Origin of the sequence: Micromonospora sp. WMMD737 (genome assembly GCF_049179055.1) — a bacterium.
Taxonomy (GTDB): Bacteria; Actinomycetota; Actinomycetes; order Mycobacteriales; family Micromonosporaceae; genus Micromonospora; species Micromonospora reichwaldensis.
In genome coordinates this window covers 4,187,476-4,213,059 of record NZ_JBMHMH010000001.1, presented here as the reverse complement: position 1 = coordinate 4,213,059, position 25,584 = coordinate 4,187,476, and the positions used below count along the sequence as shown (strand labels likewise).

General features: G+C 73.4%; 21 protein-coding genes. 15 read left to right on the top strand and 6 right to left on the bottom strand.

The features are described from left to right. Positions 1-78 precede the first annotated feature (78 nt). The 7 genes from ACN27A_RS18355 (at position 79) to ACN27A_RS18325 (ending at position 8,859) form a co-directional block, all read left to right on the top strand. Positions 79-1,257, top strand: a complete 1,179-nt coding sequence (locus ACN27A_RS18355) for a PP2C family protein-serine/threonine phosphatase (RefSeq protein ID WP_421455012.1) — start codon at positions 79-81, stop codon at positions 1,255-1,257. Then, a complete protein-coding gene (locus ACN27A_RS18350) occupies positions 1,254-3,002 on the top strand; it encodes a sensor histidine kinase (protein WP_421455009.1) in 1,749 nt (582 codons plus the stop codon). The genes ACN27A_RS18355 and ACN27A_RS18350 overlap by 4 nt, the downstream gene beginning before the upstream one ends. Further along, positions 2,999-3,451 carry a response regulator gene (locus ACN27A_RS18345; protein ID WP_311413128.1) on the top strand — a complete coding sequence of 151 codons (453 nt, stop codon included), beginning with the start codon at positions 2,999-3,001 and terminating at the stop codon, positions 3,449-3,451. Before ACN27A_RS18350 ends, ACN27A_RS18345 begins: the two co-directional genes overlap by 4 nt. Further along, the gene (locus ACN27A_RS18340; RefSeq protein ID WP_421455005.1) at positions 3,444-4,256 is read left to right on the top strand and encodes an inositol monophosphatase family protein; all 813 of its coding nucleotides are present in this window, start codon (positions 3,444-3,446) and stop codon (positions 4,254-4,256) included. Before ACN27A_RS18345 ends, ACN27A_RS18340 begins: the two co-directional genes overlap by 8 nt. A gap of 192 nt (positions 4,257-4,448) precedes the next feature. After that, the gene (locus ACN27A_RS18335; RefSeq protein WP_421458516.1) at positions 4,449-5,489 is read left to right on the top strand and encodes a coiled-coil domain-containing protein; all 1,041 of its coding nucleotides are present in this window, start codon (positions 4,449-4,451) and stop codon (positions 5,487-5,489) included. Between the two features lie 36 nt (positions 5,490-5,525). Then, positions 5,526-7,079, top strand: a complete 1,554-nt coding sequence (locus ACN27A_RS18330; RefSeq protein ID WP_421455003.1) for a fused MFS/spermidine synthase — start codon at positions 5,526-5,528, stop codon at positions 7,077-7,079. Between the two features lie 70 nt (positions 7,080-7,149). Further along, positions 7,150-8,859, top strand: a complete 1,710-nt coding sequence (locus ACN27A_RS18325; protein ID WP_421455000.1) for a serine/threonine-protein kinase — start codon at positions 7,150-7,152, stop codon at positions 8,857-8,859. 11 nt (positions 8,860-8,870) lie between these two features. Here the strand turns inward: ACN27A_RS18325 and ACN27A_RS18320 are convergent, their stop codons facing one another. Both ACN27A_RS18320 and ACN27A_RS18315 read right to left on the bottom strand, forming a co-directional pair. Continuing rightward, positions 8,871-9,539 (bottom strand): potassium channel family protein, encoded by a 669-nt coding sequence (locus ACN27A_RS18320; protein WP_421454997.1) that lies wholly within the window; start codon positions 9,537-9,539, stop codon positions 8,871-8,873. Then, positions 9,529-10,863 carry a TrkH family potassium uptake protein gene (locus ACN27A_RS18315; RefSeq protein WP_421454994.1) on the bottom strand — a complete coding sequence of 445 codons (1,335 nt, stop codon included), beginning with the start codon at positions 10,861-10,863 and terminating at the stop codon, positions 9,529-9,531. Before ACN27A_RS18315 ends, ACN27A_RS18320 begins: the two co-directional genes overlap by 11 nt. Before the next feature lie 141 nt (positions 10,864-11,004). Between ACN27A_RS18315 and ACN27A_RS18310 the strand changes: the two genes are divergently transcribed. From ACN27A_RS18310 to ACN27A_RS18285, 6 genes are all read left to right on the top strand, one after another. Continuing rightward, entirely contained in the window at positions 11,005-12,129 is a 1,125-nt protein-coding gene (locus ACN27A_RS18310; protein ID WP_421454991.1) for a glycerophosphodiester phosphodiesterase, read from the top strand. A 369-nt stretch (positions 12,130-12,498) separates the two neighbouring features. Next, positions 12,499-13,698: a substrate-binding domain-containing protein gene (locus ACN27A_RS18305; protein ID WP_132230839.1), complete on the top strand. Its 1,200-nt coding sequence runs from the start codon at positions 12,499-12,501 to the stop codon at positions 13,696-13,698. Between the two features lie 6 nt (positions 13,699-13,704). Next, positions 13,705-14,448: an ABC transporter ATP-binding protein gene (locus ACN27A_RS18300; protein ID WP_132230840.1), complete on the top strand. Its 744-nt coding sequence runs from the start codon at positions 13,705-13,707 to the stop codon at positions 14,446-14,448. Next, complete coding sequence (locus tag ACN27A_RS18295; RefSeq protein WP_421454987.1) at positions 14,448-15,212, top strand: ABC transporter ATP-binding protein; 765 nt, start codon at positions 14,448-14,450, stop codon at positions 15,210-15,212. Before ACN27A_RS18300 ends, ACN27A_RS18295 begins: the two co-directional genes overlap by 1 nt. Continuing rightward, positions 15,212-16,102 (top strand): branched-chain amino acid ABC transporter permease, encoded by an 891-nt coding sequence (locus ACN27A_RS18290; RefSeq protein WP_421454984.1) that lies wholly within the window; start codon positions 15,212-15,214, stop codon positions 16,100-16,102. The genes ACN27A_RS18295 and ACN27A_RS18290 overlap by 1 nt, the downstream gene beginning before the upstream one ends. Continuing rightward, the gene (locus ACN27A_RS18285; RefSeq protein ID WP_421454981.1) at positions 16,099-17,226 is read left to right on the top strand and encodes a branched-chain amino acid ABC transporter permease; all 1,128 of its coding nucleotides are present in this window, start codon (positions 16,099-16,101) and stop codon (positions 17,224-17,226) included. The genes ACN27A_RS18290 and ACN27A_RS18285 overlap by 4 nt, the downstream gene beginning before the upstream one ends. A 154-nt stretch (positions 17,227-17,380) precedes the next feature. Here the strand turns inward: ACN27A_RS18285 and ACN27A_RS18280 are convergent, their stop codons facing one another. Continuing rightward, positions 17,381-18,226: a hypothetical protein gene (locus ACN27A_RS18280; RefSeq protein WP_421458515.1), complete on the bottom strand. Its 846-nt coding sequence runs from the start codon at positions 18,224-18,226 to the stop codon at positions 17,381-17,383. A 266-nt stretch (positions 18,227-18,492) separates the two neighbouring features. Here ACN27A_RS18280 and ACN27A_RS18275 point away from each other — a divergent pair, with 266 nt between their 5' ends. Both ACN27A_RS18275 and ACN27A_RS18270 read left to right on the top strand, forming a co-directional pair. Beyond that, on the top strand, positions 18,493-20,628 hold the full coding sequence (locus ACN27A_RS18275; protein ID WP_421454978.1) for a DEAD/DEAH box helicase: 2,136 nt from the start codon (positions 18,493-18,495) through the stop codon (positions 20,626-20,628). 154 nt (positions 20,629-20,782) lie between these two features. Next, positions 20,783-21,778, top strand: coding sequence for a hypothetical protein (locus ACN27A_RS18270; RefSeq protein ID WP_421454975.1), 996 nt, complete (start codon positions 20,783-20,785; stop codon positions 21,776-21,778). A 51-nt stretch (positions 21,779-21,829) separates the two neighbouring features. Here ACN27A_RS18270 and ACN27A_RS18265 read toward each other — a convergent pair whose 3' ends face one another. From ACN27A_RS18265 to ACN27A_RS18255, 3 genes are all read right to left on the bottom strand, one after another. Next, entirely contained in the window at positions 21,830-22,246 is a 417-nt protein-coding gene (locus tag ACN27A_RS18265) for a helix-turn-helix domain-containing protein (protein WP_091627481.1), read from the bottom strand. Between the two features lie 134 nt (positions 22,247-22,380). Further along, complete coding sequence (locus ACN27A_RS18260) at positions 22,381-23,577, bottom strand: class I SAM-dependent methyltransferase (protein WP_421454973.1); 1,197 nt, start codon at positions 23,575-23,577, stop codon at positions 22,381-22,383. Between the two features lie 177 nt (positions 23,578-23,754). Next, positions 23,755-25,425, bottom strand: coding sequence for a DEAD/DEAH box helicase (locus ACN27A_RS18255; protein WP_421454970.1), 1,671 nt, complete (start codon positions 25,423-25,425; stop codon positions 23,755-23,757). Between the last annotated feature and the right edge of the window lie 159 nt (positions 25,426-25,584).

The window sequence follows — 25,584 nt, the reverse complement described above, 5'->3', positions numbered from 1 at the left end:
CGTCTCGCGGCGGTGACCCGGCCGCACCGGGGAACCGGCCTGGCCGGTTCCTCCGTCGCGCCGTACCCGCACGGCGGCATGGGACGTCATCCCAACCTGCCTCCCGGCGAGCGGCTGCGGGTGCTGCTGGTGGAGGACGACGAGGGCGACGCCTTCCTGGTCGGTGAGCTGCTCGCCGAGACCAACTCGATGATCGACCTGCTGGTGGCGACCAGCCTCAGCGAGGCCCGGCAGCGCGTGATGGGCGTCGACTGCGTCCTGCTCGACCTGGGCCTGCCCGACGCGCAGGGCCTCGACGGGCTGCGTCAGGTGCTCGAGATGGCCAGCGGCGCCGCCGTCTGCGTGCTGACCGGCCGCTCCGACGAGCACCTCGGCATCGTCGCCGTCGCCGAGGGCGCCCAGGACTACCTGGTCAAGGGTCAGGTCGACGGCGTGCTGCTGACCCGGGCGCTGCGCTACGCGGTGGAGCGCAAGCGGGCCGACGAGAACGCCCGGCGGCTGCGCGAGGTCGAGCTGCGCCAGGCCGAGTCCGCCCGCCTCGAACGGGGCCTGCTGCCCCAGCCGCTGATGACCACCGACGTGGTCGCGGTGCACACCTTCTACCGGCCCGGCCGGCACGCCGCCCTGATCGGCGGTGACTTCTACGACGTGGTGCAGACCCGGCCCGACCGGCTCGACCTGATCGTCGGCGACGTCTGCGGGCACGGCGTGGACGAGGCGGCGCTCGGCGTCGAGCTCCGGGTCGCCTGGCGGGCGCTGATCCTCGCCGGTGTGCCCGACGACGAGGTGCTCCCGGCGCTGGAACAGGTGCTGATGAGCGAGCGCCGGCTCCAGGAGATCTTCGCGACCGTCGCGACCGTGCGGCTGGACCTCGACGCCAACCGGGCCACCGTCCGGCTGGCCGGGCACCCGCCGCCGCTGCTGCTCGCCGGGGGCAAGGTGGTGCCGGTTCCGGCACCGGGCGGCCTGCTGCTCGGCGTACGACCCCGCCGGCCCGTGGCCTACGACCTGGAGTTCGACACCGATGACTGGTCCCTGTTGATGTACACCGACGGCCTCATCGAGGGCCGGATCGGCGAGGGCGACGAGCGCCTCGACGTGCCGGGCCTCAGCGGTCTGCTCGCCGATCCGGCGACCCTCGCCGTGCCGCTGCCGGAGCTGCCGGCCTGGCTGGTCGGGCGCGCCGAGCAGCTCAACGGCGGTCCGTTCGCCGACGACGTCGCCATGCTCCTCGTCAGCCGTGGCGGTGGCCGGTGACGCGCGTCGGCGACTGGACCCTGCGCCGGCGGGTCGTCACGCTGCTCACCGTCGTCGCGGTCCTGCTGATCGGGCTGGCCGGCGGCGAGGTGGCGCTGGCGGCGAAGAACCGGACGCACATCGACGCGATCCTGAACAAGACCGGCCCGCTGCGGGTGCAGGCGCAGGAGCTGCTGAACGCGTTGCTGGACCAGGAGACGGCGGTCCGCGGCTACGCGGTCAGCGGCAACCCGGCCGACCTGACGCCGTACGAGGCGGGCCGCAAGCGCGAGCAGGACCTGGTCGCCTCGATGCAGCGGCTGGTCGACGACTACCCGGAGCTCCGGGACGAGATCCGGCTTGTCGAGGAACGGGCCGAGGCGTGGCGCCAGGCGGTGGCGGTGCCGGTGGTCACCACGACGCAGCAGAACGGCACGACCGCGGGGCAGGCGCTCATCACCGACCAGGCGCGGGAGCAGTTCGACGAGGTACGCGGCGCAGTCGACCACCTCCAGCAGGAGATCTTCGAGGCCCGGCAGCGCAGTGCCGAGGACGTCCTGCGGACGAGCAACCTGCTGGTCGTCCTGCTGATCGCCGCCCTCGCGGTGGTGATCATCGCCGGCAGCATGCTGCTGGTCTCCCTGGACAAGATGGTGATCCGCCCGCTGACCGGCCTCGCCGACCAGGTCCGCGAGGTGGCCGAGGGCGACTACCAGCACGGCATCGCCGGCGCCGGCCCGCCCGAGTTCCTTCGGCTCGCCGAGGACGTGGACGCCATGCGGCGCAAGATCGCCAAGGACCTGGCCGAGGTACGGGAGGCCCGGGAGCGGATCGAGTGGGTCAACAGCCAGCTCCAGAAGCAGGCCGAGGAACTCACCCGCTCCAACCGTGACCTGGAGCAGTTCGCGTACGTCGCGTCGCACGACCTCCAGGAGCCGCTGCGCAAGGTGGCCAGCTTCTGCCAGCTTCTCCAGCGCCGCTACGCGGGGCAGTTGGACGAGCGGGCCGACCAGTACATCGCGTTCGCGGTCGACGGCGCGCAGCGGATGCAGCGCCTGATCAACGACCTGCTCGCCTTCTCCCGGATCGGCCGGCTCACCACCGGCTTCACCGAGGTCGACATGAACAAGGTCATGGGCGACGTGGCCGGCCAGACCGAGGCGGCCCGGCAGTACGCCGACGCGGAGCTGACCTGGGGCGAGCTGCCCGTCATCCGCGGCGAGGAGCCGCTGTTGACGAACCTGCTGGCCAACCTGGTCAGCAACTCGGTCAAGTTCCGCCGCCCCGACGTGCCTCCGAAGGTGCACGTCTCGGCCCGTCTCGTGGGCGACGAGTGGGAGATCAGCTGCCAGGACAACGGCATCGGGATCGAGCCGGAGTTCGCCGACAAGATCTTCGTCATCTTCCAGCGGCTGCACGCCAAGGACGCGTACCCGGGCACCGGGATCGGGCTGGCGATCGTCAAGAAGATCGTGGAGTACCACGGCGGTCGGGTCTGGGTGGACACGGGCGTCGAGGAGGGCACGGCGATCCGCTTCACCCTCCCGGCGCTCCCCGAGGACGTCGAGGCGGCCACCGCGTCGGCAGCCGAGCCGGCGACCGGGGACGGCGTGGCCGGGGACGGCGACGAGTCTGCCGCCGGGGCCGGCACGGGCGGTGCCCCGGCGCAGGCCGACCGGCGCGCCGACGAGACGGAGACCACGGACGGGCCCGGCCGGGCACCGGAAGGCGGTAGAACGGGAGACATGAGGGAGACGGTGGGATGACCGCGCCGGCGGACGGCAAGAGCCCGATCGAGGTCCTGCTGGTCGAGGACGATCCGGGTGACGTGTTGATGACCCAGGAGGCGTTCGAGGAGCACAAGCTCCGCAACCGGCTGACCGTCGTCTCCGACGGCGCCGAGGCGCTCGCCTACCTGCGGCGGGAGGGCCAGTACGCCGACGTGGTGCAGCCGGACCTGATCCTGCTCGACCTGAACCTGCCCCGCCGCGACGGCCGGGAGGTGCTGGAGGAGATCAAGAAGGACGAGCAGCTCTGCCGGATCCCGGTGGTGGTGCTGACGACCTCCCAGGCCGACGAGGACATCCTGCGCAGCTACCAGCTGCACGCCAACGCGTACGTGACGAAGCCGGTGGACTTCGAGCGCTTCATCTCGGTGGTCCGGCAGATCGACGAGTTCTTCGTCAGCGTGGTGAAGCTGCCGCCGCGTGGCTGACACCCTGCTCGACGACGTCGGTGGTCTGCTGCGCGAGACCGCCGACCAGGTCGTGCTTCCGCTGTTCCGCAAGCTCGACGACGCCGACGTGAGCGAGAAGGCGCCGGGCGACCTCGTCACCGTCGCCGACCGCCGCGCCGAGGAGGTGATCTCGGCGGCCCTGCGCCGGCTGCGTCCCGGCTCGGTGGTGGTGGGCGAGGAGGCGGTCGCCGACGACCCGGGCCTGCTGGAGCACCTGCGCGGCTCCGGCGACGTGTGGCTCGTCGACCCGGTCGACGGCACCTCGAACTTCGCCGCCGGCCGTCAGCCGTTCGCGCTGATGGTGGCGCTGCTGAACGACGGGGATCCCGTCGCCGCGTGGGTGCTCGATCCGCTCGCCGGGACGCTGGCCGCCGCGCGGGCCGGCGAGGGCACCTGGCTCGACGGCCGGCCGGTGCGTACCGGCGACCGGGCGCCCGCGCTCGACGCGGTGCGCGGCGCCGCGATGTCGCACGCCCTGCCGGCCGCGCCGCGCGCGCTGGTCGAGGCGGGCGGCGCGCGGCTGGGCGAGATGCTGCCCGGCCAGCACTGCGCCGGCCGGGAATACCTGGACGTGCTGACCGGGGACCAGGACTTCGTGCTCTTCTGGCGCACCCTGCCGTGGGACCACGCGCCGGGTGCCCTGCTGGTCCGGGCGGCGGGCGGGGTCGCCCGGCGCTTCGACGGCACCGACTACCGCCCGGGGGACGACGGCCACGGCCTCCTGGTCGCCGCGAGCGAGCAGGTCTGGGTGGGCGTGCGCGAGGCTCTGCTCGACGGCGCGTGACGCCGTTGCGACCCTGCGTGGACGTTCGACGGTCCGGGCGTTCGTGGGCCTGGCCCGGCGTGCTCCGTCCGGTATCCTGACCGCCGGTCTCCGCCAGCAGGCCGCCGACCGGCGCCCGGCGGGGGCCGCCGCCGCGCCGTGTTGTCATCCGGGGCCGGCGGCCGACGGAAGGATGCTTTCGTGCGCAGGACCATGCCCGTCGGGCGTCACGGCCGCCCGCTGACCGCCCTGTCGGCCGGGCGGCGTGCCCGCCGTCCGCTGACCGCCCTGCTCGTCGCCGTCACGCTGCTCTTCGGCGTGGGCGCCGTGCCGGCGTACGCGGAGCCCAACGAGGGCGGCACCAAGAAGCTCCGGGACGCCCTGGAAACCACCGCCAAGGCGCACATCGAGGCCAAGGGGAAGCTGGAGAACTCCAAGGTCCGGCAGAAGCGGCTGGCCGTGCAGCTGGGCGCGGTGGAGGTCCGGCTGGTCGAGCTGACCGCCCAGGTCGGCGAGGTGGCCGCCCAGTCCTACCGGCTGGGCCGGCTGACGCCCACGTCGATGCTGCTCAACAGCGCCTCCCCGGAGGCGTTCCTGGAGCGGGCGGCCAGCCTCGACCTGATGGCACAGCGCGACAGCAGGCGGCTGCGCAGCCTGATCGAGGCGCGGGAGCAGGCGCAGCAGGCCAAGATCGCCATCGACACCGAGGTCCGGGAGCAGCAGAAGCAGCTCGCCGTGATGGCGAAGAAGAAGAAGGAGGCCGAGGCGGCGCTCGCCGAGGTCAGCTCGGGCAGCAGCGGCGGCTTCAGCGGCGGCAACTCCACCTCGGCGAAGCCGGCCCCCCGCAACTCGGACGGGTCCTGGCCGTCGGAGTCCTGCTCGGTGAACGACCCGACCACCTCCGGCTGCATCACCCCGCGCACGCTCAACGCCCTCAAGCAGACCCAGGCCGCGGGCTACAAGCGGCACGTCTCCTGCTATCGCAGCGGCGGCTCCGGCGAGCACCCCAAGGGCCGGGCCTGCGACTTCTCGGCCGCCACCGGCGGGTTCGAGGACAAGACCGCCACCGGCGGGGACAAGTCGTACGGGGACAGCCTCGCCGCCTGGCACGTGCGCAACGCCAGCCGGCTGGGCGTGCTCTACGTGATCTGGTACCGGCAGATCTGGCACCCCGGCACCGGCTGGCGGGCGTACGGCGGCAGCGGCAGCCCCGCCGCCGACCACACGAACCATGTTCATCTCTCGATGTACTGACCCGGGGGTCCAGTTTTCCTGCGTACCATCGCGCGGGTGAGCTCCCCATCCTCCGACGTCACGGTCCCGCCCGCCACTCCGGCGGCCTCGACCGCCCGGGCCCTGCCCAACGGCCTCGCCGCGTTCCTGGTCTTCTTCTCCAGCGGCGCCGTCCTGGTGCTGGAGACCGCCGCGCTGCGGCTGGTCGGGCCGTACGTCGGGGTGACCCTCCAGGTGACCAGCTCGGTCATCGGCATCGCCCTGGCCGCCATCGCCTACGGCGCGTGGACGGGCGGCTGGCTGGCCGACCGCCGCAACCCGAGGGCGATGCTGGCCCCGGCGCTGGTGCTGGCCGGCATCGCCACGGCCGTCACCCTGCCCGTCGTCCGGTACGCCGGTGAGGTGCTGCGCGGCGGGGCGGCCTCGGCCATCCTGCTGCTCGTCGCGCTCGCCGTCTTCGTGCCGGCGGCCCTGCTCGCCGCCGTCACCCCGCTGGTCGTCAAGCTCCAGCTCGCCGACCTGCGGCGCACCGGCCAGGTGGTCGGCCGGCTCTCCAGCGTGGGCACGCTGGGCGCGGTCACGGCCACCCTGGTCACCGGTTTCGTGCTGGTGGCCGCGCTGTCCAGCACGGTCATCCTGTTCGCCCTCGCGGCCTCGCTCGGGCTCACCGGGCTCGCCCTCGGGGTGTGGCTGCGTCGCCAGGACCGCGCGGAGCTGCCCGGCCCCGCCCGCGCCAGGGCCGCCCTGGCGGTGCTCGGCCTCGTCGGCGCCGGGCTGACCACCGTCGCCCCGAACCCGTGCGACATCGAGACCGCCTACCACTGCGCCAGCGTGGAGGTCGATCCCGGCCGGGACTCCGGCCGCACCCTGCTGCTCAACTCGGCCCAGCACTCGTACGTGGACCTCGCCGACCCCACGCACCTGGAGTACGCGTACACCCGGTGGATCGGGGCGGTGGCCGACGTGGTCGCCCCGAAGGGGCAGCGGCTCGACGCGCTGCACCTGGGCGGAGGCGGGTTCACCGTGCCCCGCTACCTGACCGCCACCCGTCCGGGCACGGACAACGTCGTGTTCGAGATCGACGGCGGGCTGGTGGAGCTGGGCGAGCGGCAGCTCGGCGTACGCCAGGGTCCCGACCTGCGGGCGGTGGTGGGTGACGCCCGGCTGCTCGTCGCGGGGGAGGCCACCGACAGCCGCGACCTCGTGGTCGGCGACGCGTTCGGGCACCTGGTGGTGCCCTGGCACCTCGCCACCCGGGAGATGGCCGCCGAGGTCCGCCGGGTGACCCGCCCGGGCGGCGTCTACGTGCAGAACGTCATCGACTACCCGCCGCTGCGCTTCATCCGCAGCGAGCTGGCCACCGTCGCCGCCGAGTTCCGGCACGTCGCCCTGATCGCCCCGGCGGCGGCGCTCGCCGGCCAGGAGGGCTCGAACTTCCTCATCGTCGCCTCCGACGCCCCGCTGCCGCTGGAGGCGGTCCGCGCCCGGCTGGCCGAGGTGCGCGAGGACGCCAGCCTGCTGGCGGGCGCGGACCTCACCGCGTTCGTCGGCGAGGCGCTGGTGCTGACCGACGACTACGCGCCCGTGGACCAGCTCCTCGCCACCGCCTGAACGGGTGAATCGCTGACCGATTCCGACCCTTCAGGTGTAGCCGGGGCGGTCCGGGGCAACAACGACCCTCATGGGTGGACCGATCCGGGACGGCGCACAACTGCTGGGCGAGCGGTACCGGCTGATCGAACAGCTGGGGGCGGGCGGCATGTCCGTGGTCTGGCGCGGCTACGACGAGGTGCTGGGCCGGCAGGTGGCGGTCAAGGTGCTCGCGTCGCGGCTGGCCGCCGACCGCGCGTTCCGGCACCGCATCCGGATCGAGGCGCAGGCCGCCGCCCGGCTGTGCCACCCCAACATCACAAACGTCTACGACTACGGCGAGTCGGAGCAGGTCGGCCTGACCGTGCCGTACGTCGTCATGGAGCTGGTCGACGGGGAGTCGCTGACCGGCCGGCTGCGCCGGGGCAGTCTGCCCTGGCGGGAGGCGGTGACGATCGGCGCGGAGGTCACCTCGGCGCTGGCCACCGCGCACGCCCGTGGCGTGGTGCACCGCGACGTCACCCCGGGCAACGTCATGCTGACCGCCACCGGCGTGAAGGTGGTCGACTTCGGCATCTCCGCGCTGGTGGGGGAGAAGGAGAAGGGGCCGGACGGCGCACTGCTCGGCACCCCCGCGTACCTCGCCCCGGAGCGGCTCGACAACGGTCAGGTCTCCCCGGCCACCGACGTGTACGCGGTCGGCCTGCTGCTCTACCGGATGCTCACCGGCCGGCTGCCGTGGCAGGCGAGCACCACCACGCAGATGCTGCGTGCGCACATGTACAACGAGCCGGAGCCGATGCCGCCGGTGCCGGGGCTGCCCGACGAGGTGCGCGAGCTCGTGAGCCGCTGCCTGGCCAAGCGCCCGGGCGACCGGCCCGCCACCGCCGAGGTCGCGCGTACGCTCGCCGAGGCCGCCGGCATGATCGCCCCGGTGCCGGTGTCCCCCGCATCGGGGCCCGTGGACGAGGCCGCGCTGGCCGCCGCCGGCACCACGATCCTGCCCTGGTCCGCCGCGACCGACGCGCTGCCGTTCTCCCGTACGCGCAACCGGCGCGCGGCGGCCCGGCGCCGGCGGATCGAGGCGGGGGTGGCCGCCGCCGGGCTGGTGGCGGTGACCGCGGCGCTGTGGGGGGTGACCTCGCACAGCCCCGCCAGCGGCGGCATCGACCAGCCGACGGAGGCGCGGATGGGGGCGGAGACGCCGCCGCCCTGCCGGGTCACGTACGCGCTGCGCACGGACTCCGGCAGGGACTTCGCCGCCGAGCTGACCCTGACCAACACCGGCATGCGCGAGTTGCGCGACTGGCGGCTCAGCTTCACCTTCCCCAGCCAGCAGACGGTGACGAAGGCGACCCCCGTCCCGGTGCGCCAGCAGGGGCGCACGGTGCTCGTGGAGCCGGCTGCGGAGCGGGCCGCGCTGGCCCCGGGCGCATCCGAGAAACTCACCCTGACCGGCCGCCACGGCGGGGCCAACCCGCTGCCGTTGGAGTTCCGCCTCGGCGACGCGACCTGCGGCGCGCAGGTCTCCGGGGTGGCCGGCGCGGCGCCCAGCGTGGCACCCACCAAGGCACCCACCAAGGCGCCGGCCAAGGCGCCCACCGTCAAGGCCCCGACGAAGAAGGCCGGCACGTCGGCCGGGAGTTCCGGCGGATCGAAGGCCAAGTCCGACAACTCCGGCAAGGGCAAGGCGGGTGGCGGAAAAAAAGTAAGCCAGGAAACGGAAAGGAAAAGGGACACGGAAAGGGACGATGACGATGACCACGACGAGGACGACGACGAGGACGACGACGACGACTGAGCCCGCCGGGGTCAGCTGAACTCCGAGAACCGTTGCACCTGCTCGATGTCCCCCTCGACGATCAGCATGCTGCCCGGGGCGATCACGGTGGCGTCGGTGGCGTACCGGAAGCGTTCCCCGGGCAGCTTCACGCCCACCACGCGCACCCCGTAGCGCCCGGTGGGCGTCAGTTCCGAGAGCGGCCGGCCGAGCACCGCCTCCGGGGCGCACACCTTGGCGATGGCGAAGTCGTCGCCGAACTCGATGAAGTCGAGCATCCTGCTGACGATGAGGTGGGCCAGCCGCTCCCCGGTCTCCGCCTCGGGAAAGATCACGTGGTGCGCGCCGACCGAGTCCAGGATCTTGGCGTGCTTCGTCGAGGTGGCCCGCGCCCAGATCTGCGGTACGCCCAACTCGACCAGCGCCAGCACCGTCAGCACGCTCGCCTCCAACGAGGCGCCGATGGCGACCACCGCCCGGCCGAAGTCCGCCACGCCGAGCTGGCGCAGCGACCCCTCCTCGGTGGAGTCGGCCTGCACGACGCGGTCGAGCTGCGCCGACCACCGCTGCACCTGCTCCGGGTTGCGATCGATGGCCAGCACCTCGTGGTTCATCGCGGCCAGTGCGCCGGACAGGTGACACCCGAACCGGCCCAGTCCGATCACCACGACACTGCCCTCGTCCGTCCTCCTAGCCGACAATGGGTTGCTCCTCCGGGTAGCGGTACAGCCGCCGGCGGGTGTTCAGGGCGAGCGCCGACCCGAGGGTCAGCGGCCCGATCCGGCCGACGAACATGAGAATGATCAGGGTGAGCTGGCCGTTCTCCGGCAGCGACGCGGCGACCCCGACGCTGAGGCCGGTGGTGGTGAGCGCCGAGGTCACCTCGAACAGCGCCGCGTAGTAGGGGACTCCCTCGGTGAGGAAGATCAGCAGTACCGTGCCGCAGGCCACCAGCGCGACGCTGAGCAGGGCGACGGTGATGGCCTGCCGCTGGCTGGCGGTGGCCACCCGGCGTTTCCCGACCGTCACGTCCGGCTCTCCCCGCAGTTCCGCCCATATCACGAAGGCGAGCAGGAAGAAGGTCGTCACCTTGATCCCGCCGGCCGTGCTGGCGCTGCCGCCGCCGATGAACATCAGCGCGATGACGAGGGGGTAGCTCTCCTCCTCCAGGCCGCCCATGTCCAGGACGTTGAAACCGCCCGTGCGGAAGTACGAGTTCTGGGCGAACGCCACCAGGAGCTTGTCCCACCAGGTGTAGATGCCCAGGGTGCGCGGGTTGGCCCACTCGATGGTCAGCAGGGCGGTGAAGCCCACAGCCAGCAGTGTCAGGCTGCCCCAGACGGTCAGCTTGGTGGCGACCGCCCACCGGGTGGGGTGCCGCCACTCCCGCGCCGCCTCGAAGAGCGCCGGGAAGCCCAGCCCACCGACGATCGTGCCGAGGGTCAGCGGCAGGGTGACCCAGGCGTCGGTGGAGAAGGCGACCAGGCTGTCGGTGTAGAGGGCGAAGCCGCCGTTGTTGAACGCCTGGACGGCGTGGAAGACGCTGTCCCAGAGGGCCCGGCCGAACGGGTAGTCGTAGGTGATCCACAGCCGGGCGGTCAGGATCGCGGTGATGACCGCCTCGCAGGTCAGCGCGAGGCCGGCGATGTGCAGCAGCAGCCGGCGTACGTCGCCGATGCCGAACTCGGCGGTCTCGGCCTGCACCAGCAGCCGGCTGCGCAGCCCCAGCCGCCGGGCCACCACGAGGATCACCAGGGTCGCACCGGTCACGATGCCGAGGCCGCCGACCTGGGTGAGCACGGTGATCATCACGAGCCCGAACCCGTTCCAGTAGTTCGGTGTGTCGACCACCGCCAATCCGGTCACCGAGACCGCCGAGGTGGCGGTGAAGAGGGCGGTCAGGAACGGGGTGTGCCGGTACTCGCTGGTGGCCCAGGGCAGCATCAGCAGTCCGGTGCCGACCAGGATCGTCACCAGGAAGCCGAGCGGCACGAGCCGCACGGGGTGACGAAGAAGCCGGCGCACCAGACAATCTTCCTTTTCCGCTGCGGATCGGGTGTGGAAACCGGCATCCCGAGGGTTCATCCGCCGGCCAGGCACCGACCAACTCGCCGTCAACGCCGGCCTGTCTGCTGAGGCGGATCCCTCGACGACAAGGAGACTGCGTTGCGACGTACCCTTTCCGCCCTCGGCCTGGCCGGCGCCCTGCTCGCGGCGGCCGTGGCCGCGCCGACGCTGACGGCCTCGGCCGCCCCGGCACCCGCCGCCGAGCGTGCCCGGGCGGCGGACCGGCCGCTCGTGATCGGTCACCGGGGCGCCAGCGGCTACCGGCCCGAGCACACCCTGGAGGCCTACCGGTTGGCGATCCGGCAGGGCGCGGACTACATCGAGCCGGACCTGGTCGCCACCCGCGACGGCGCGCTGGTCGCGCGGCACGAGAACGAGATCAGCGGTACGACCGACGTGGCCGCCCGCCCCGAGTTCGCCGCGCGCCGGGCCACGAAGACCATCGACGGCGTTGCGGTCACCGGCTGGTTCACCGAGGACTTCACCCTCGCGGAGCTGCGGACCCTGCGGGCCAAGGAGCGGCTGCCCAAGGTGCGTGTCACCAACACCGCCTTCGACGGCCGGTTCCAGGTGCCCACCCTCCAGGAGGTCGTCGACCTGGCCCGGAGCGAGGGGCGGGCGCGGGGCCGGACGATCGGCGTCTATCCGGAGACCAAACACCCCAGCTACTTCGCGTCCATCGGGCTGCCGCTGGAGGAGCCGCTGGTCGAGGTGCTGCGGCGCAACGGGCTGACCCGCCGCAACTCGCCGGTCATCATCCAGTCGTTCGAGACGGCCAACCTGCGCAAGCTCGACAAGATGACCGACGTCCGGCTCGCGCAGCTCCTCGACGCCTCGGGCCGCCCTTACGACTTCACCGTCACCGGCGACGCCCGCACCTACCAGGACCTGGCGAAGCCGGCCGGCCTGAAGTGGATCGCCTCGTACGCCGACGGCGTCGGTGCCAACAAGAACCTGGTCGTCCCTCGGGACGCCACCGGCCGGCTGCTCGCCCCGACCACCCTGGTGCGGGACGCGCACCGCGAGCGGCTGATCGTGCACGCCTGGACGTTCCGGGCCGAGAACCAGTTCCTGCCGACCGACCTGCGCATCGGCGCCGACCCCAACGCTCGCGGCGACATCCAGGCCGAGTACGAGCTGTTCCTCGCCCTCGGCCTCGACGGCGTCTTCACCGACCACCCGGACACCGCCGTCGCCGCCCGCGAGGCCCTAGCCCGCCGCTGACCTACCTGCGCGGGCTTGCCGGAGACGATGCCGCCTCCGGCAAGCCCGGCCTGTTCCTTCCAAGCGGCAACGCCGCAGATCTTGGTGGGAAACGGCCCCTCAAGGGGCACTTTCCTACCAAGATCTCGACGGTCCCGACCGGCCCGGTGTGGGTATCGGTGGCGCGGAGCGACACAGCATCACTTCCGTCGATGGGGCGGGCGCCCATCGCGGACGGGTGGGATCGCCACCGCGTCGGGATCGTTGTAACCCCCGACCACCCCACCCCTGTTACTTGTGTGTTTCGGCCACATAGCCCGTGGGTGACGTCACTTCTAGCGTGAGCCGTCATATGAGTTCCCTACCTCCGAGTCCTCACGTGGAGTCGCAATGACGGTCCGGACGACGCGGCGGGTGTTCCTCTCCGCCGCCACGATGATGGCCGCGGCGCTCGCCGCCACGGCCTGTGGCAGCCCGCAGGACACCGCCTCCGGTGGCGGCGACAGCGCCGCCCCGGTGAAGGTTGGCCTGGTCTACTCCCAGTCGGGAGCCCTCGCCAGCTACGGCAAGCAGTACATCGAGGGATTCAAGGCCGGCCTCGACTTCGCCACCAAGGGCACCAACAAGGTGGGCGACCGGGCCGTCGAGGTCACCGAGGTCGACGACGCGGGTGACCCGGCGAAGGCGGTCTCCGCGGCCAAGGACCTGATCGGCAAGGGCAACAAGATCATCGCGGGCTCGACGGCCTCCGGCGTGGCCCTCCAGGTCGCCCCGATCGCCGCCCAGAACAAGGTCCTCTTCATCTCCGGGCCCGCCGCCACCGACGCGGTGACCGGCGCCAACAAGTACACGTTCCGTTCCGGGCGGCAGTCGTACCAGGACGTGGTCACCGCCAAGTCGTTCATCGGCGACCCGGCCGGCAAGAAGGTCGTGGTCTTCGCCCAGGACGGCGCCTTCGGCGACGCCAACGAGGCGGCCGTGAAGGCCGTCATCGGCGGCGCGGGCGCGGCCGTCAGCAGCGTCCGGGCGCCGGCCAGCGCCACCGAGTTCACCCCGTTCGCCAGCCAGATCAAGTCCGCCAAGCCGGACCTGCTCTTCGTCGCCTGGGCCGGCACCACCGCCCCCGCCATGTGGCAGACGCTCGACCAGCAGGGCGTGCTCTCCTCCACCACGGTCGTCACCGGCCTGGACATCCGCGCCTCGTGGCCGACCTTCGGCGCCGCCGGCAGCAAGATCTCCTTCCTGTCGCACTACTTCGACGGGGCCTCCGACAACGAGGCCGTGAAGGCGCTGAAGGCCAAGGTCGGCACCGTCGACCTGTTCCACCCGGACGGCTTCGCCGCCGCGCAGATGGTCGTACGGGCCATCGAGGAGGGCGGCGACGACGTCGAGAAGATGGTGAAGGCGCTGGAGGGCTGGAGCTTCGACGGGGTCAAGGGCAAGATGACCATCCGCGCCGAGGACCACGCGCTGCTCCAGCCGATGTTCCAGGCCAAGCTGTCCGGCAGCGGCACCGCGTTCACGGCCACCGCCCAGAAGGCGCTGACCGGGGACGAGTCCGCGCCGCCGGCCGTGGCGATGAAGGGCTGACACCAGATGCTCGCCACCCGCGGTCTGACCTGGCGGATCGGTGAGGTCGCCATCGTCGACAGCGTCTACCTCGACCTGGCGCCCGGGGAGTTCCTCGGCGTCATCGGGCCCAACGGCGCCGGCAAGACCTCACTGTTCAACCTGATCACCGGCATCCGCCGGGCCACGGAAGGACGGATCACCCTCGACGGGCAGGACATCGGCTCCCTGCCGCCGCACCAGCGGGCCCGTCTCGGCCTCGGCCGTACCTTCCAGGCAAGCTCGGTCTTCGGCTCGCTCAGCGTGCGGGAGAACGTCCGGCTCGCCGTGCAGGCGCACCGCGGGGGCTCGATGAAGCTGTGGCGGCGGGCGGCGGCCGACCGGGAGGTCGCCGCCGCCGCCGACGCGGCGCTCGACCGGGTCGGCCTCGCCCACCGGGGTACGGCGCTGGCCGGCACCCTCGCCCACGGCGAGAAGCGGAAGCTGGAGATCGCCCTGCTGCTCGCCGGGGAGCCCCGGGTCATGCTGCTCGACGAGCCGATGGCCGGGGTCAGCGCCGAGGACGTGCCCGAGCTGGTCTCGGTGATCCGCTCGCTCACCGGCGACAGCGGCAGGTCGGTGCTGATGGTCGAGCACCACATGGACGTCATCCTGGAACTGGCCGACCGGATCGCCGTGATGCACCACGGCGCGCTGCTGGCCTGCGACACCCCGGAGACGGTGATGGCCAACCCCACCGTGCAAGAGGCCTACCTGGGGGAGTCGCTCTAGTGGAACCCATTCTCAGTGTGGAGAACCTGTCGGTCCGCATCGCCGGGCTGCACATCCTCCAGGGGGTGTCCTTCACGGTCGCCCCGACCGGCGTCACCGTCCTGCTCGGGCGCAACGGCGTGGGCAAGACGACCACGCTGCGCGCGATCGTCGGCCTCACCCCGCCCGCCGGCGAGGTGCGCGGCGCCGTCCGGATGGGCGCCCAGAGCCTGCTGGCCCGGCCCACCCACCGGCTGGTCCGCGGCGGGCTGGGCTACGTGCCGGAGGACCGGTGCGTCTTCGCCGGGCTCACCGTCGCGGAGAACCTCCGGCTCGCCGAGCGGCGGGGCAGCACCCCGGCGTACGACAAGGTCTTCGCGCTCTTCCCCGAGCTGGACCGGCGCGGACGGCAACGGGCCGGCTCGCTCTCCGGCGGGCAGCAGCAGATGCTGGCGATCGGCCGGGTGCTGCTCAACGACAACCGGCTGCTGCTCGTCGACGAGCCGACCAAGGGGCTCGCGCCGAAGGTGGTGACCGAGGTGGCCGAGGTGCTGGAACGGGTCGCCGAATCCGTGCCGGTGCTGCTGGTCGAGCAGAACCTGGCCGTGGTCCGGCGGCTCGCCCGGGACGCGGTCGTGCTGGCCGCCGGCCAGGTGGCCTGGACCGGCGACGCGCAGGAACTGCTGCTGGAGACCGCCCTGACCAAGTCGCTGCTGGGCGTCGGCTCGGCGGAGGGACACCACCCCGCCGGTACGCCGGCCGGCGCACGGAAGGACGAGCACTGATGGACACCGTCATCCTGTTGACGCTGACCGGGCTCGGCCTGGCGGCGCTCTACTTCCTGGTCGCCAGCGGGCTCTCCCTGGTCTTCGGCCTGGCCGACGTGCTCAACTTCGCGCACGGCGTCTTCCTCGGCGTCGGCGCGTACGGGACCTGGTGGGCGGCGCACAACCTGCCCGGCGCCGGGTCGGACGGCTTCGGCTTCGTGATCGCGGTCGCCTTCGGGGTGGCCGCCGGCACGCTCGTGGCGGTGCTGGTCGAGCTGGTGCTGATCCGGCCGCTCTACTCCCGCACCATCGAGCAGGTGCTCGTCACCGTCGGCCTCTCGCTGGCCGGCGTGGCGCTGCTCCAGGCCACCTGGGGCGCGGACGCCCGGCCGTTCCCGCGCCCCGAGTGGAGCCGGCAGGTCACCTCGATCCTCGGCGCCAACGTGCCCAACGGCGGCCTGCTGCTGATCATCGCCGCGGTGCTGGTGCTCGGCGCGATCCTGGCCTTCCTCCGCTGGACCCGCTACGGCCTGATCATCCGGGCCGGCGTGGAGAACCGGGAGATGGTCACCGCGCTCGGCATCGACGTGCGCAAGGCGTTCACCCTGGTCTTCGCCATCGGCGGGGCGGCGGCGGCGCTGGCCGGCGCGCTCGGCGGCGTCTACTTCGGCACCGTCTCGCCCGGCCAGGGCGGCTCGCTGCTGATCTTCGCGTTCATCGTGGTGGTCATCGGCGGGATGGGCTCGGTGATCGGGTCCGCGTACGCGGCCGTCGCCGTCGGCCTGACCCAACAGTTCGTCAACTACTACGGCACCTCCGGGCTGGGCGACATCTGCGTGGTCGCGCTGCTGGCCGTGGTGCTGCTGCTGCGCCCGCAGGGCATCGCCGGAAAGGTGGCAACGGCATGACCGAGGTCAAGAGCCCCGAGGTGCCGGCGCCGCCGGCCGCCGTGCCCGACGAGCTGACGCCGGGGCACCGACGGTGGCACGGGCTGCGCCCGTACCTGCCGCTGGTCGCGCTGGTGGTCGCGCTGATCCTGCCGTACTCGACGCTGCACCTGCCGGGCATCTTCGAGGGGGCGCTGAACTCCCCGGGCACCCTGCAACTGCTCGCCGTCTGCCTGGTCTTCGGCGGCCTGGCCGCCGGCTACGACCTGCTCTTCGGGCGGACCGGGATGCTCTCCTTCGGGCACGCCCTCTACTTCGCCGCCGGCGTCTACGGCACCGACATCCTGGTCACCAAGGCGGGACTGCCGCTGTGGCAGGCCGCGCTGCTCGCGACCACCGGCGGGACGATCCTCGCCGCGCTGCTCGGTGCGGTGGCGCTGCGTACCGTCGGCATCGCGTTCGCCATGGTGACGCTCGCCTTCGCCCAGGTCGGGGCGATCCTGGTGGCCCGCGACTTCGGCGGGCTCACCGGCGGCGAGGAGGGGCTGCCGCTGGACGTCTCCGGGCTGCCCGAGGGGCTGGTCGGGGTCACCAACACCGTCAACCTCTACTGGCTGGCGCTGGCGTACCTGGTCGTGGTGGTCTTCGTGGTGCACCGGGTCTCCGGCTCGCCGACCGGGCGGGTGCTCGCCGGCCTGCGCGACGACGAGCGGCGGATCGGGGTGCTCGGGCTCGACCCGTACCGGTTCAAGCTGGTGGCGTTCACCCTGGCCGGCGGCCTGGCGGCGGCAGGGGGCGCGGTCTACGTCCTGATCGTCGGCGGCGCCTCGCCGCACATCACCTCCTCCGAGTGGACCCTGGCGCTGCTGGTCATGGTGGTGCTCGGCGGGCCGGGCACCCGGTGGGGTCCGGTGATCGGCGGGATCCTCTACATGTACCTGGACCACCGTCTGGTCGCGTTCGGCACGTCCGACGCGGTGGAGGCCCTGCCGGCGTTCCTGAGCAACCCGCTGTCCCAGCCGCTCTTCGTGCTCGGCACGGTCTTCATCCTGGCCGTCTACTTCTTCCCCGGCGGCCTGGCCAGCCTCGCCCCGCGCCTGGCGCTCCTGAAGCACTCCCTGCGCACCCCGTCCCGCCGCCCCTGACGGCACGGGCCCAGGCCCCGCCGATGACGCAGCCGCCGCCGCCCGGCGACGGCTCGTCATCGGCGGGGCCTGCGCGTGGACGGCGACCGACGGCCCGCGGGCGTCGGGGCCGCGGACCCCTCGTGCGACCGCGACCCCTTCCCGTTCCCCTACGTCAGCTGTTCAGCAGCTCGTACGCCGACGCCGGGGCCTTCTGCGCCTGGCTGCCCGTCGGCACGGTGACCTTCGGGGCCTTGCCGAAGTCGAAGTACTTCACGACGTACTTCGTGGCCTTGAGCTTGCCGACCGCCGGGATCTCCAGGGTCAGCGAGGCGAGGTTCCCGTCCGCCCCGACGACGGCCGTGAACGGGATCGTCTTCGCCGCGGCACCCAGCGCGTCGACGTCCACGGCGTCGGCCATGGCCTGGCGCACGTGCTCGCCGTGGGTCAGGTCCACGGTCCCGGTGTAGGTCCCGCCGCCCTGGTCCGTCACGGTGTCTCCCACCGCCCCGAGGATCGCGCCGGTGTTGCCCGGGTCGGCACCCTCGTAGTACGGCACGCTGGCCGGGTCGGTCAGCTTCGCGTGGTCCAGCTCCATCCACTTCTTCGGCAGCTTGAGCATGCTGCTGAGCTCCTCGGCGCCGTCGAAGCTCACCTTCATCCAGGAGCGCTGCTCGATCAGGCGGAAGGAGAGCTTCATCGTGAAGTCGAGCTCCTTGTCCTTCTCGGTCACGGTGAGGTCCATGCCCTTGCCCGCCGGGTCCACCACGCCGGTGACGACGCCGGTCGGGTCGCTGCCGCTGAACCGGAAGGCCGGGTCCTCCTCGTCCGGCACCGCCGCCAGGAGCGTGCTCTTCGGGTTGGCCGACGGGGACGCCGACGGGGTTGGCGAGGAGGCCGCCGGGGCGTCCTGGGCGTCGTCGTTGCCGCACCCGGCGACCAGGGAGGTCGCGGCCACCAGGGAGACGGCTGCCGCGGCGACCCGCCGGACCCTGCCGGCGGGGCCGGTCTGCTGCGTGATTCGCATGATTCTCTTTCCTAGCTGGACTGTTGCCGCCGCAGATCTTGGCACGCGCCGGTGCCGCCGCGTTGGCCCTGAAGGCCCGCGCTGCCGTCCGGCACACCGTCGACCGGGCCGCGGGTGGTGGTGACGCGGCCCCCCGGCCGCGCCGGTGGCCGACCCGCACGCGGGCCATCCCCGTCCGAGGGCGGTCGGGCGGCGTGCCCCGGGCGGTCCGCCGTCTGGCGGGAGCGGGGAACGTCCGCCGTAGCTGGTAGAAATGCCGGATGAGCCAGGATCGGACGGCGGTACGGGAGCGGGCCGAGGCGGTGCTGCGGCGGTTGGCCGGCGAGCACGCCCGGCTCCGGGAGGACCAGTGGCGGGCGATCGAGGCGCTGGTGGTCGACCGTCGTCGGGTCCTCTGCGTGCAGCGCACCGGGTGGGGCAAGTCGGCGGTCTACTTCGTGGCCACGGCCCTGCTGCGGGACCGGGAGGCGGCCGGCGCGGAAGGCGTCGCCGGGCCCACCGTGATCGTCTCGCCGCTGCTGGCGCTCATGCGCAACCAGGTCGAGTCGGCGGCCCGCGCCGGCATCCGGGCCCGCACGATCAACTCCGCCAACCTCGACGAGTGGGACGAGATCACCGCCGAGATCCACGCCGGCGCCGTGGACGTGCTGCTGATCAGCCCGGAGCGGCTCAACAATCCGGACTTCCGGGACACCGTGCTGCCGAAGCTGGCCGCCACCACGGGCCTGCTGGTGGTCGACGAGGCGCACTGCGTCTCCGACTGGGGGCACGACTTCCGGCCGGACTACCGCCGGCTGCGCACCTTCCTGGGCAACCTGCCCGAGCGCACCCCGGTGCTGGCCACCACGGCCACCGCCAACGCCCGGGTCACGGCCGACGTGGCGGAGCAGTTGGGCGACGCCCTCGTGCTGCGCGGCAGCCTGGACCGCGAGTCGCTGCGCCTCGGCGTGGTCGAGCTGCCGAGCCCGGCACACCGGCTGGGCTGGCTCGCCGACCACCTGGACCGGCTCCCCGGCTCGGGCATCGTCTACACGCTGACGGTCGCCGCAGCGGGGGAGACCGCCGAGTTCCTGCGTTCCCGGGGCTATGCCGTCGCCTCCTACACGGGGCAGGCCGAGGACGCCGACCGGCGGGCCGCCGAGCAGGACCTGCTGGACAACAAGATCAAGGCGCTCGTCGCCACGAGCGCGCTGGGCATGGGCTTCGACAAGCCCGACCTCGGCTTCGTCGTGCACCTCGGCGCGCCGCCGTCCCCGATCGCGTACTACCAGCAGGTCGGCCGTGCCGGCCGGGCCGTCGCGCACGCCGAGGTGCTGCTGCTGCCCGGCACCGAGGACGCCGCGATCTGGCGCTACTTCGCCTCGCTCGCCTTCCCGCCCGAGGCGCAGGTCCGCGCCGTCCTGGCCGCCCTGCACACCGACCGCCCGCTCTCCACCCAGGCGCTCGAACCGATCGTCGACCTGCGCCGGGCCCGGCTGGAGCTGATGCTCAAGGTGCTCGACGTCGACGGCGCGGTCCGCCGGGTGCGCGGCGGCTGGCTCGCCACCGGGGAGCCCTGGGTCTACGACGAGGCCCGGTTGCGCCGCGTCGCCGAGGCGCGCACCGCCGAGCAGCAGGCCATGCGGGAGTACGCGACCACCCTCGACTGCCGGCTGCGCTACCTGCGCGAGTGCCTGGACGACGCCGGGGCCGCCGACTGCGGCCGCTGTGACCGTTGCGCCGGCCCGCTGTTCACGGCCGACGTGTCGGACGTGGCGCTGACCGCCGCGCAGACCTTCCTCGGCCGGCCCGGGGTGGAGATCACGCCGAAGAAGCTCTGGCCGACGGGGCTGGAGGCGGTGGGCGTACCGCTGAAGGGGCGGATCGCCCCGGCGGAGCAGGCGCTGCCGGGGCGCGCGGTGGGGCGGCTCTCCGACCTGGGGTGGGGCGGCCGGCTGCGCGACCTGGTCGGGCCGGAGGCGGCGGACGTGGCCGTACCCGACGACGTGGCCGCCGCCGTGGTCGAGGTGCTCAAGGCGTGGGCGCACGGCGACGAGCGGTGGCCGCGCCGCCCAATCGGAGTGGTATCGGTCGGCTCGCGTCGCCGGCCCCGGCTGGTCGGCTCGCTCGCCGAGCGGATCGCCGCCGTGGGCCGGCTGCCGCTGCTCGGCGCGGTGACGCCGACCGGCGCGCCGGCCGGCGGCCCGCGCGGCAACAGCGCCCAGCGGGTACGCGCCCTGCACGGCGCCTTCGCCGTGCCGGACGACCTGGCCGACGCCCTCGCCGGGCTCGACGGGCCCGTGCTCCTCGTCGACGACCTGGTCGACTCGGGCTGGACGATGACGATGGCCGCCCGCGAGCTGCGCCGGGCCGGCGCCCCCGACGTGCTCCCGCTCGCCCTGGCCGTGGCCGGCTGAGCCACCGGCGCCGCCCGCCCACCGCCGCCTGCCCGGCGTCGTGTCCGGACCGGTCGGGGAAGTTCCCGGCGGGGGCGGACTGCGACCGTCGCCACGCCGCGCCACCGGCCGGCCGGCGCGGTGCCGACGGGCGGTAGCGTGGGCGGCATGACCGATGAGCAGCCCGTTCGCGACCGGGACGGCGGCGGTGCCTGAGCAGGTGTCGGCCGCGCCGGAGCACGCCTCGGCCGCGCCGGAGCACGCCTCGGCCGCGCCGGACCGCGGCACCGTCCGGCTGGCGCTGGTCGTCGGCGGGTTGGTGCTCGCCGTCCTGCTCGGCTTCGGCCTCGGTCGGCTGAACGGCGGCGGCCCGTCCGCGGCGGCGGGGCTGGACAGCGCCCTCACCGGCCACAGCCACCCGCCGGGCACGGGCGCCCACGAGCACGGCGTCGACCAGGCCGCGGCGGCGCAGGCCGCCGGTCTCTCGATCAGCTCGGCGGGCTACACGCTCACCCCCCTGGCCGCCGCGTTCACCGCCGGCCGCGCGGGCGAGCTGCGCTTCCTGGTACGGGACGCGCAACGCCGCCCGGTGACCCGGTTCGCGGTCGTGCACGAGAAGCCGATGCACCTCATCGTGGTGCGTCGGGACCTGACCGGCTACCAGCACCTGCACCCGACGATGGCGGCCGACGGCACCTGGTCGGTGCCGCTGACCCTGCCGCAGCCGGGGGTCTGGCGGGCGTACGCCGACTTCACCGCGCTCGCCGACGACGGCCGGCAGACCGCCGTGACCCTCGGGGTGGACCTGACCGCGCCGGGCGGCTACCAGCCGACGCCGCTGCCGGCGCCGGCGTCCTCGGCCACGGTCGACGGCTTCACCGTCAACTACCAGGGCACCCCGCAGGCCGGCGTGACCGTGCCGCTGACCTTCCGTGTCGACTCGGCCGGCGGGCCCCCGGCGCTGGAGCGCTACCTCGGCGCGTACGGACACCTGGTCGCCCTGCGCGAGGGGGATCTCGGCTACCTGCACGTCCACCCCGAGCCGCAGCCGGTCGACGGGGCGGTGACGTTCTGGGTGACCACGCCCGACCCGGGCCGGTACCGGCTCTACCTGGACTTCCAGGTCGCCGGCGTGGTGCGTACCGCCGAGTTCACGCTCACCGTGCCCTGACCTCGCGGATGCCGCCCGCAGCCGGGTGAGCCGCGTTTCCGCTGGTGGTGCTCAGCCGGCGCGGCGGATGGGGCGGCGGGCCAGGTAGCGCAGCAGGTCGCGGATGTGGTGCTTCTCCTCGGCCGGCACGGTCGGGTCGGCCAGCCGTTGCAGGATCACCCGGACGTCCGCCTCGACCGGGCCGTCGTCGACGCGCCGGCGGGGCGCGGGACCGGCGTCGGGCAGGCCGAGCGCGCGGAATGCGGCCGCGACCGGCAGGTCCAGCGCGGCGCAGAAGCCGCGCACCTTGGCCAGCTCGGGGTAGTCCTGCCAGTCTCCGGCGAGCCAACGGAACACGGTCGACCGACCGACGCCGGTGTGGGACGCCAGGTCGGTGACGGTCCAGCCGCGTTCCTCGCGGGCGTCGTCGATGGCGCGCCGTACGAAACGTGCGAAGGCCATCTGCGGAGAAACCTCTACGGAACCCATCCCTGCGGGTCTTCCCTCCCGACCGGCACCCGGCGGTGCGCCTCCGAGGGTAGTACGGAAAGGCAGCGAAACAGTTGACTGATCGACCAGACCGTCTCGTGAACGGGACTCCGTACCCTGCAAAATGGCGTGGATCACATGCGGCCGGCGGTCTCCGTGACCGCTCGACCACGCTCGTCCGGCGCGGGCGCCGGCGGCAGCAGTGCCGCCAGCCGTGGGGTGACCGCCCACTGGTCGACGAGTTCCCGGTACTCCGTCCGCTGGGCGGCGGTGGGCGCGGTGCCGGTGCGCCGTGCCCGGATGAGCAGGTTGCGCGGGGTGTGCCGGGAGTCGACGAACTCCACCACCTCGGCCCGGTAGCCGTGCAGCCGGAGCAGCCCGGCCCGCAGCGCGTCGGTGAGGACGTCCGCGAAGCGCTCCCGGAGGATGCCCTGCCGGGTCAGCAGCTCGTACGGGGCCGGGGCCGGGCGCGCGCGCAGCTGGGCCGCGACGTCGTGGTGGCAGCACGGCGCGGCGAGCACCCAGCGGGCCTGCCAGCGCACCGCCCGGGCCAGCGCCTCGTCGGTGGCGGTGTCGCAGGCGTGCAGGGCCAGCACCAGGTCGGGGGCGGGCTCCACGACGGCCTCGGCGATCGTCCCGGCCACGAAGCTGACCCGGTCGGCCCAGCCCAGCCGCTCGGCCAGCTCGGTGTTGCGTCGCCGCTGGTCCTCCCGGACGTCCACGCCGACCAGTTCGACGTCGACCCCCCGCTGCGCCAGCCACCGGTACGCGGCGAAGGTCAGGTACGCGTTGCCACAGCCCAGGTCGACCACCCGCAGCGGGCCGGTCAGGTCGTCCGGGAGGGTCGCCGCGAGCGCCCGCAGGAACGCGTCGACCTGCCGACGCTTCGCCGCCGAGCCGCCGATCTCGGCGAAGATCGGGTCACCGGGGTCGAGCAGGTACTCCTTCGCCCGGTCGTGCCCACCCGGCTCGGCGGCGGGCCGGGCCGCGGCGGCCCGGTGCACCTGCGCCTCGCCGGACTTGGTGACCCGCAGCTGGAGCGTCGCGTCGGCCGTCTCCACGTGCCAGTTGCCGAACGGCTCGGCCAGCAGCGCGTCCACCGCCGCGTCCGCCTCCGGGCCAGGGGCCACGTTTCGGGTGTACGGGCGGGAGCCGTCGGAGGTGGAGATCTGCAACCGGGGGCCCGCCTTGAGCGCGACCGGCCGCAGTTCGGCGCGGACCATCGAGGGGCGGTGTCCACGACGGCGCCCGGCGGCCACCGCACGGGTGAGCGCCGGGTCGAGCAGCAGCGCCCGGACCTCGGTCAGGGCGGCGTCCAGTGGTTCGGGCATGGCTCCATCTTCCTCGTCGACCGGCGGCCTGCCCGGCACGCGTCCCGGCGTCGGTGTCCGGCGGGGGGTTCCCGCCGGTGGTGTCGCGTCCGCCCAGCCCGCGGATCACGGCCCGGACGAGGAGATCCCCCGGCACCGGGTGCACCGGTCCGGGGGATCTCGGGTGACGTGCGTCGGTCAGTCGGCGGTCGCCTCGGCCGGCGTACCGGCGGCGGAGCCACCACCACGACGGCGCCGGCGGCGGCGGGGCTTCGCGGCCTCGCCCTCGGCGGCGGCCGGGGCCTCGGTGGCCTCGGCGGTGATCACCGTGGCCGGCTCACCCGCGACGGTCTCGCCGGCGCGGCGACGCCGACGGCGACGCGGGACGCGGGTGCCCTCCTCGGTGGTGTCGGCCGGCGCGTCGGCCTCCGGTGCGCCGGTCGCACCGCCGGTGCGGCCCGAGCGGCGCTCGCCGCGACCACGGCCCTCGCCGCGTTCGCCACGCTCGCCGCGCCGGGAGCCCCGGCCGCCCTCGCCCCGGCGGGACCGTCCGCCGCCGAGGTCCTCCTCGACCTCCGCGGACAGCCCGGCGCGGGTGCGCTCGGCAGTCGGCAGGGTGCCGCTGACGTCGGTGGGGATGTGCAGGTCGGTGTAGAGGTGCGGGGACGTGTGGTACGTCTCCGCGGGCTCCGGCATGTCCAGGCCCAGCGTCTTGTCGATGATCCGCCAGCGGGGCACGTCGTCCCAGTCGACGAAGGTCACCGCGACGCCCGTCGCCCCGGCCCGGCCGGTACGACCGATCCGGTGGGTGTAGGTGTCCTGGTCCTCGGGGCAGTCGTAGTTGATGACGTGGGTGACGCCGCTGACGTCGATGCCCCGGGCGGCCACGTCCGTGGCGACCAAGGTGTCGATCTTGCCGGCGCGGAACGCCCGCAGCGCCCGCTCGCGCGCGCCCTGGCCGAGGTCACCGTGCACGGCGGCGACCGCGAAGCCACGGAAGTCGAGGTCCTCGGCGACCCGGTCGGCGGCCCGCTTGGTGCGGGTGAAGATCATGGTCAGCCCGCGCCCCTCGGCCTGAAGGATCCGGGCCACGATCTCGACCTTGTTCATCGAGTGGGTGCGGTAGGCCAGCTGCTCGGTCTGCGGCGACGGGCCGGTCTCGGCGGTGTGCCCGGCGTGGATCGTCATCGGCTGGCGCAGGAAGCGCCGGGAGAGGGTGACGATCGGGTCCGGCATGGTCGCCGAGAAGAGCATGGTCTGCCGGTCCTCCGGCAGCATCGCCAGGATCTTCTCGACGTCGTCGAGGAAGCCCAGGTCGAGCATCCGGTCGGCCTCGTCCAGCACCAGCGCGCGGACCCGGTCCAGCCGCAGGTGCTTCTGCTTCTGCAGGTCCATCAGGCGGCCGGGGGTGCCGACCAGGATCTCCACGCCCTTGCGCAGCGCGTCGATCTGCGGCTCGTACGCCACGCCACCGTAGATGGGCAGCACCCGGACGCCCCGGGTCCGGCCCGCGGCGGCGAGGTCCTTGGCCACCTGGATGCCCAGCTCACGGGTGGGTACGACGACCAGCGCCTGCGGCACGCCGTCGCTGCCCACGCCCGGCGCGAAGACCCGCTCCAGCAGCGGTACGCCGAAGCCGAGGGTCTTGCCGGTGCCGGTGGGCGCCTGGCCGATCATGTCGATGCCGCGCATCGCGATCGGGATCGCGTACTCCTGGATGGCGAAGGCGCGGGTGATGCCGGCCGCGGCCAGCGCGTCGACGGTCTCCTGACGCGCGCCCAGTTCGGCGAAGGTGGGTGCCTCCGGGCGCACCGGAGCGGTGGCGGCCAGTTCCTGGCCGTCCATGAGGTCTTGAGTCAGCTCGCTCATATGGATTTGGGGGTGCCCTCTCGTGGGTGCGCCCCGTCATGTCCTCAGGGCGCGTTCGGTGTGGCGCGGGCCACACGGTCGGCGGCTGAATGCCTCTGCCGGACCGGGCCGCACGCGCGCCGCGGGCCTCACACTTCGACCGGGCCGGCTGATCGCTCG

Coding starts and splice junctions, on each gene's coding strand:
- ACN27A_RS18335 (WP_421458516.1), top strand. CDS start 4,449: ATGCCCGTCGGGCGTCACGGCCGCCCGCTGACCGCCCTGTCGGCCGGG.
- ACN27A_RS18285 (WP_421454981.1), top strand. CDS start 16,099: ATGACCGAGGTCAAGAGCCCCGAGGTGCCGGCGCCGCCGGCCGCCGTG.
- ACN27A_RS18325 (WP_421455000.1), top strand. CDS start 7,150: ATGGGTGGACCGATCCGGGACGGCGCACAACTGCTGGGCGAGCGGTAC.
- ACN27A_RS18260 (WP_421454973.1), bottom strand. CDS start 23,577: ATGCCCGAACCACTGGACGCCGCCCTGACCGAGGTCCGGGCGCTGCTG.
- ACN27A_RS18255 (WP_421454970.1), bottom strand. CDS start 25,425: ATGAGCGAGCTGACTCAAGACCTCATGGACGGCCAGGAACTGGCCGCC.
- ACN27A_RS18305 (WP_132230839.1), top strand. CDS start 12,499: ATGACGGTCCGGACGACGCGGCGGGTGTTCCTCTCCGCCGCCACGATG.
- ACN27A_RS18275 (WP_421454978.1), top strand. CDS start 18,493: ATGAGCCAGGATCGGACGGCGGTACGGGAGCGGGCCGAGGCGGTGCTG.
- ACN27A_RS18355 (WP_421455012.1), top strand. CDS start 79: ATGGGACGTCATCCCAACCTGCCTCCCGGCGAGCGGCTGCGGGTGCTG.
- ACN27A_RS18290 (WP_421454984.1), top strand. CDS start 15,212: ATGGACACCGTCATCCTGTTGACGCTGACCGGGCTCGGCCTGGCGGCG.
- ACN27A_RS18345 (WP_311413128.1), top strand. CDS start 2,999: ATGACCGCGCCGGCGGACGGCAAGAGCCCGATCGAGGTCCTGCTGGTC.
- ACN27A_RS18300 (WP_132230840.1), top strand. CDS start 13,705: ATGCTCGCCACCCGCGGTCTGACCTGGCGGATCGGTGAGGTCGCCATC.
- ACN27A_RS18265 (WP_091627481.1), bottom strand. CDS start 22,246: ATGGGTTCCGTAGAGGTTTCTCCGCAGATGGCCTTCGCACGTTTCGTA.
- ACN27A_RS18270 (WP_421454975.1), top strand. CDS start 20,783: ATGAGCAGCCCGTTCGCGACCGGGACGGCGGCGGTGCCTGAGCAGGTG.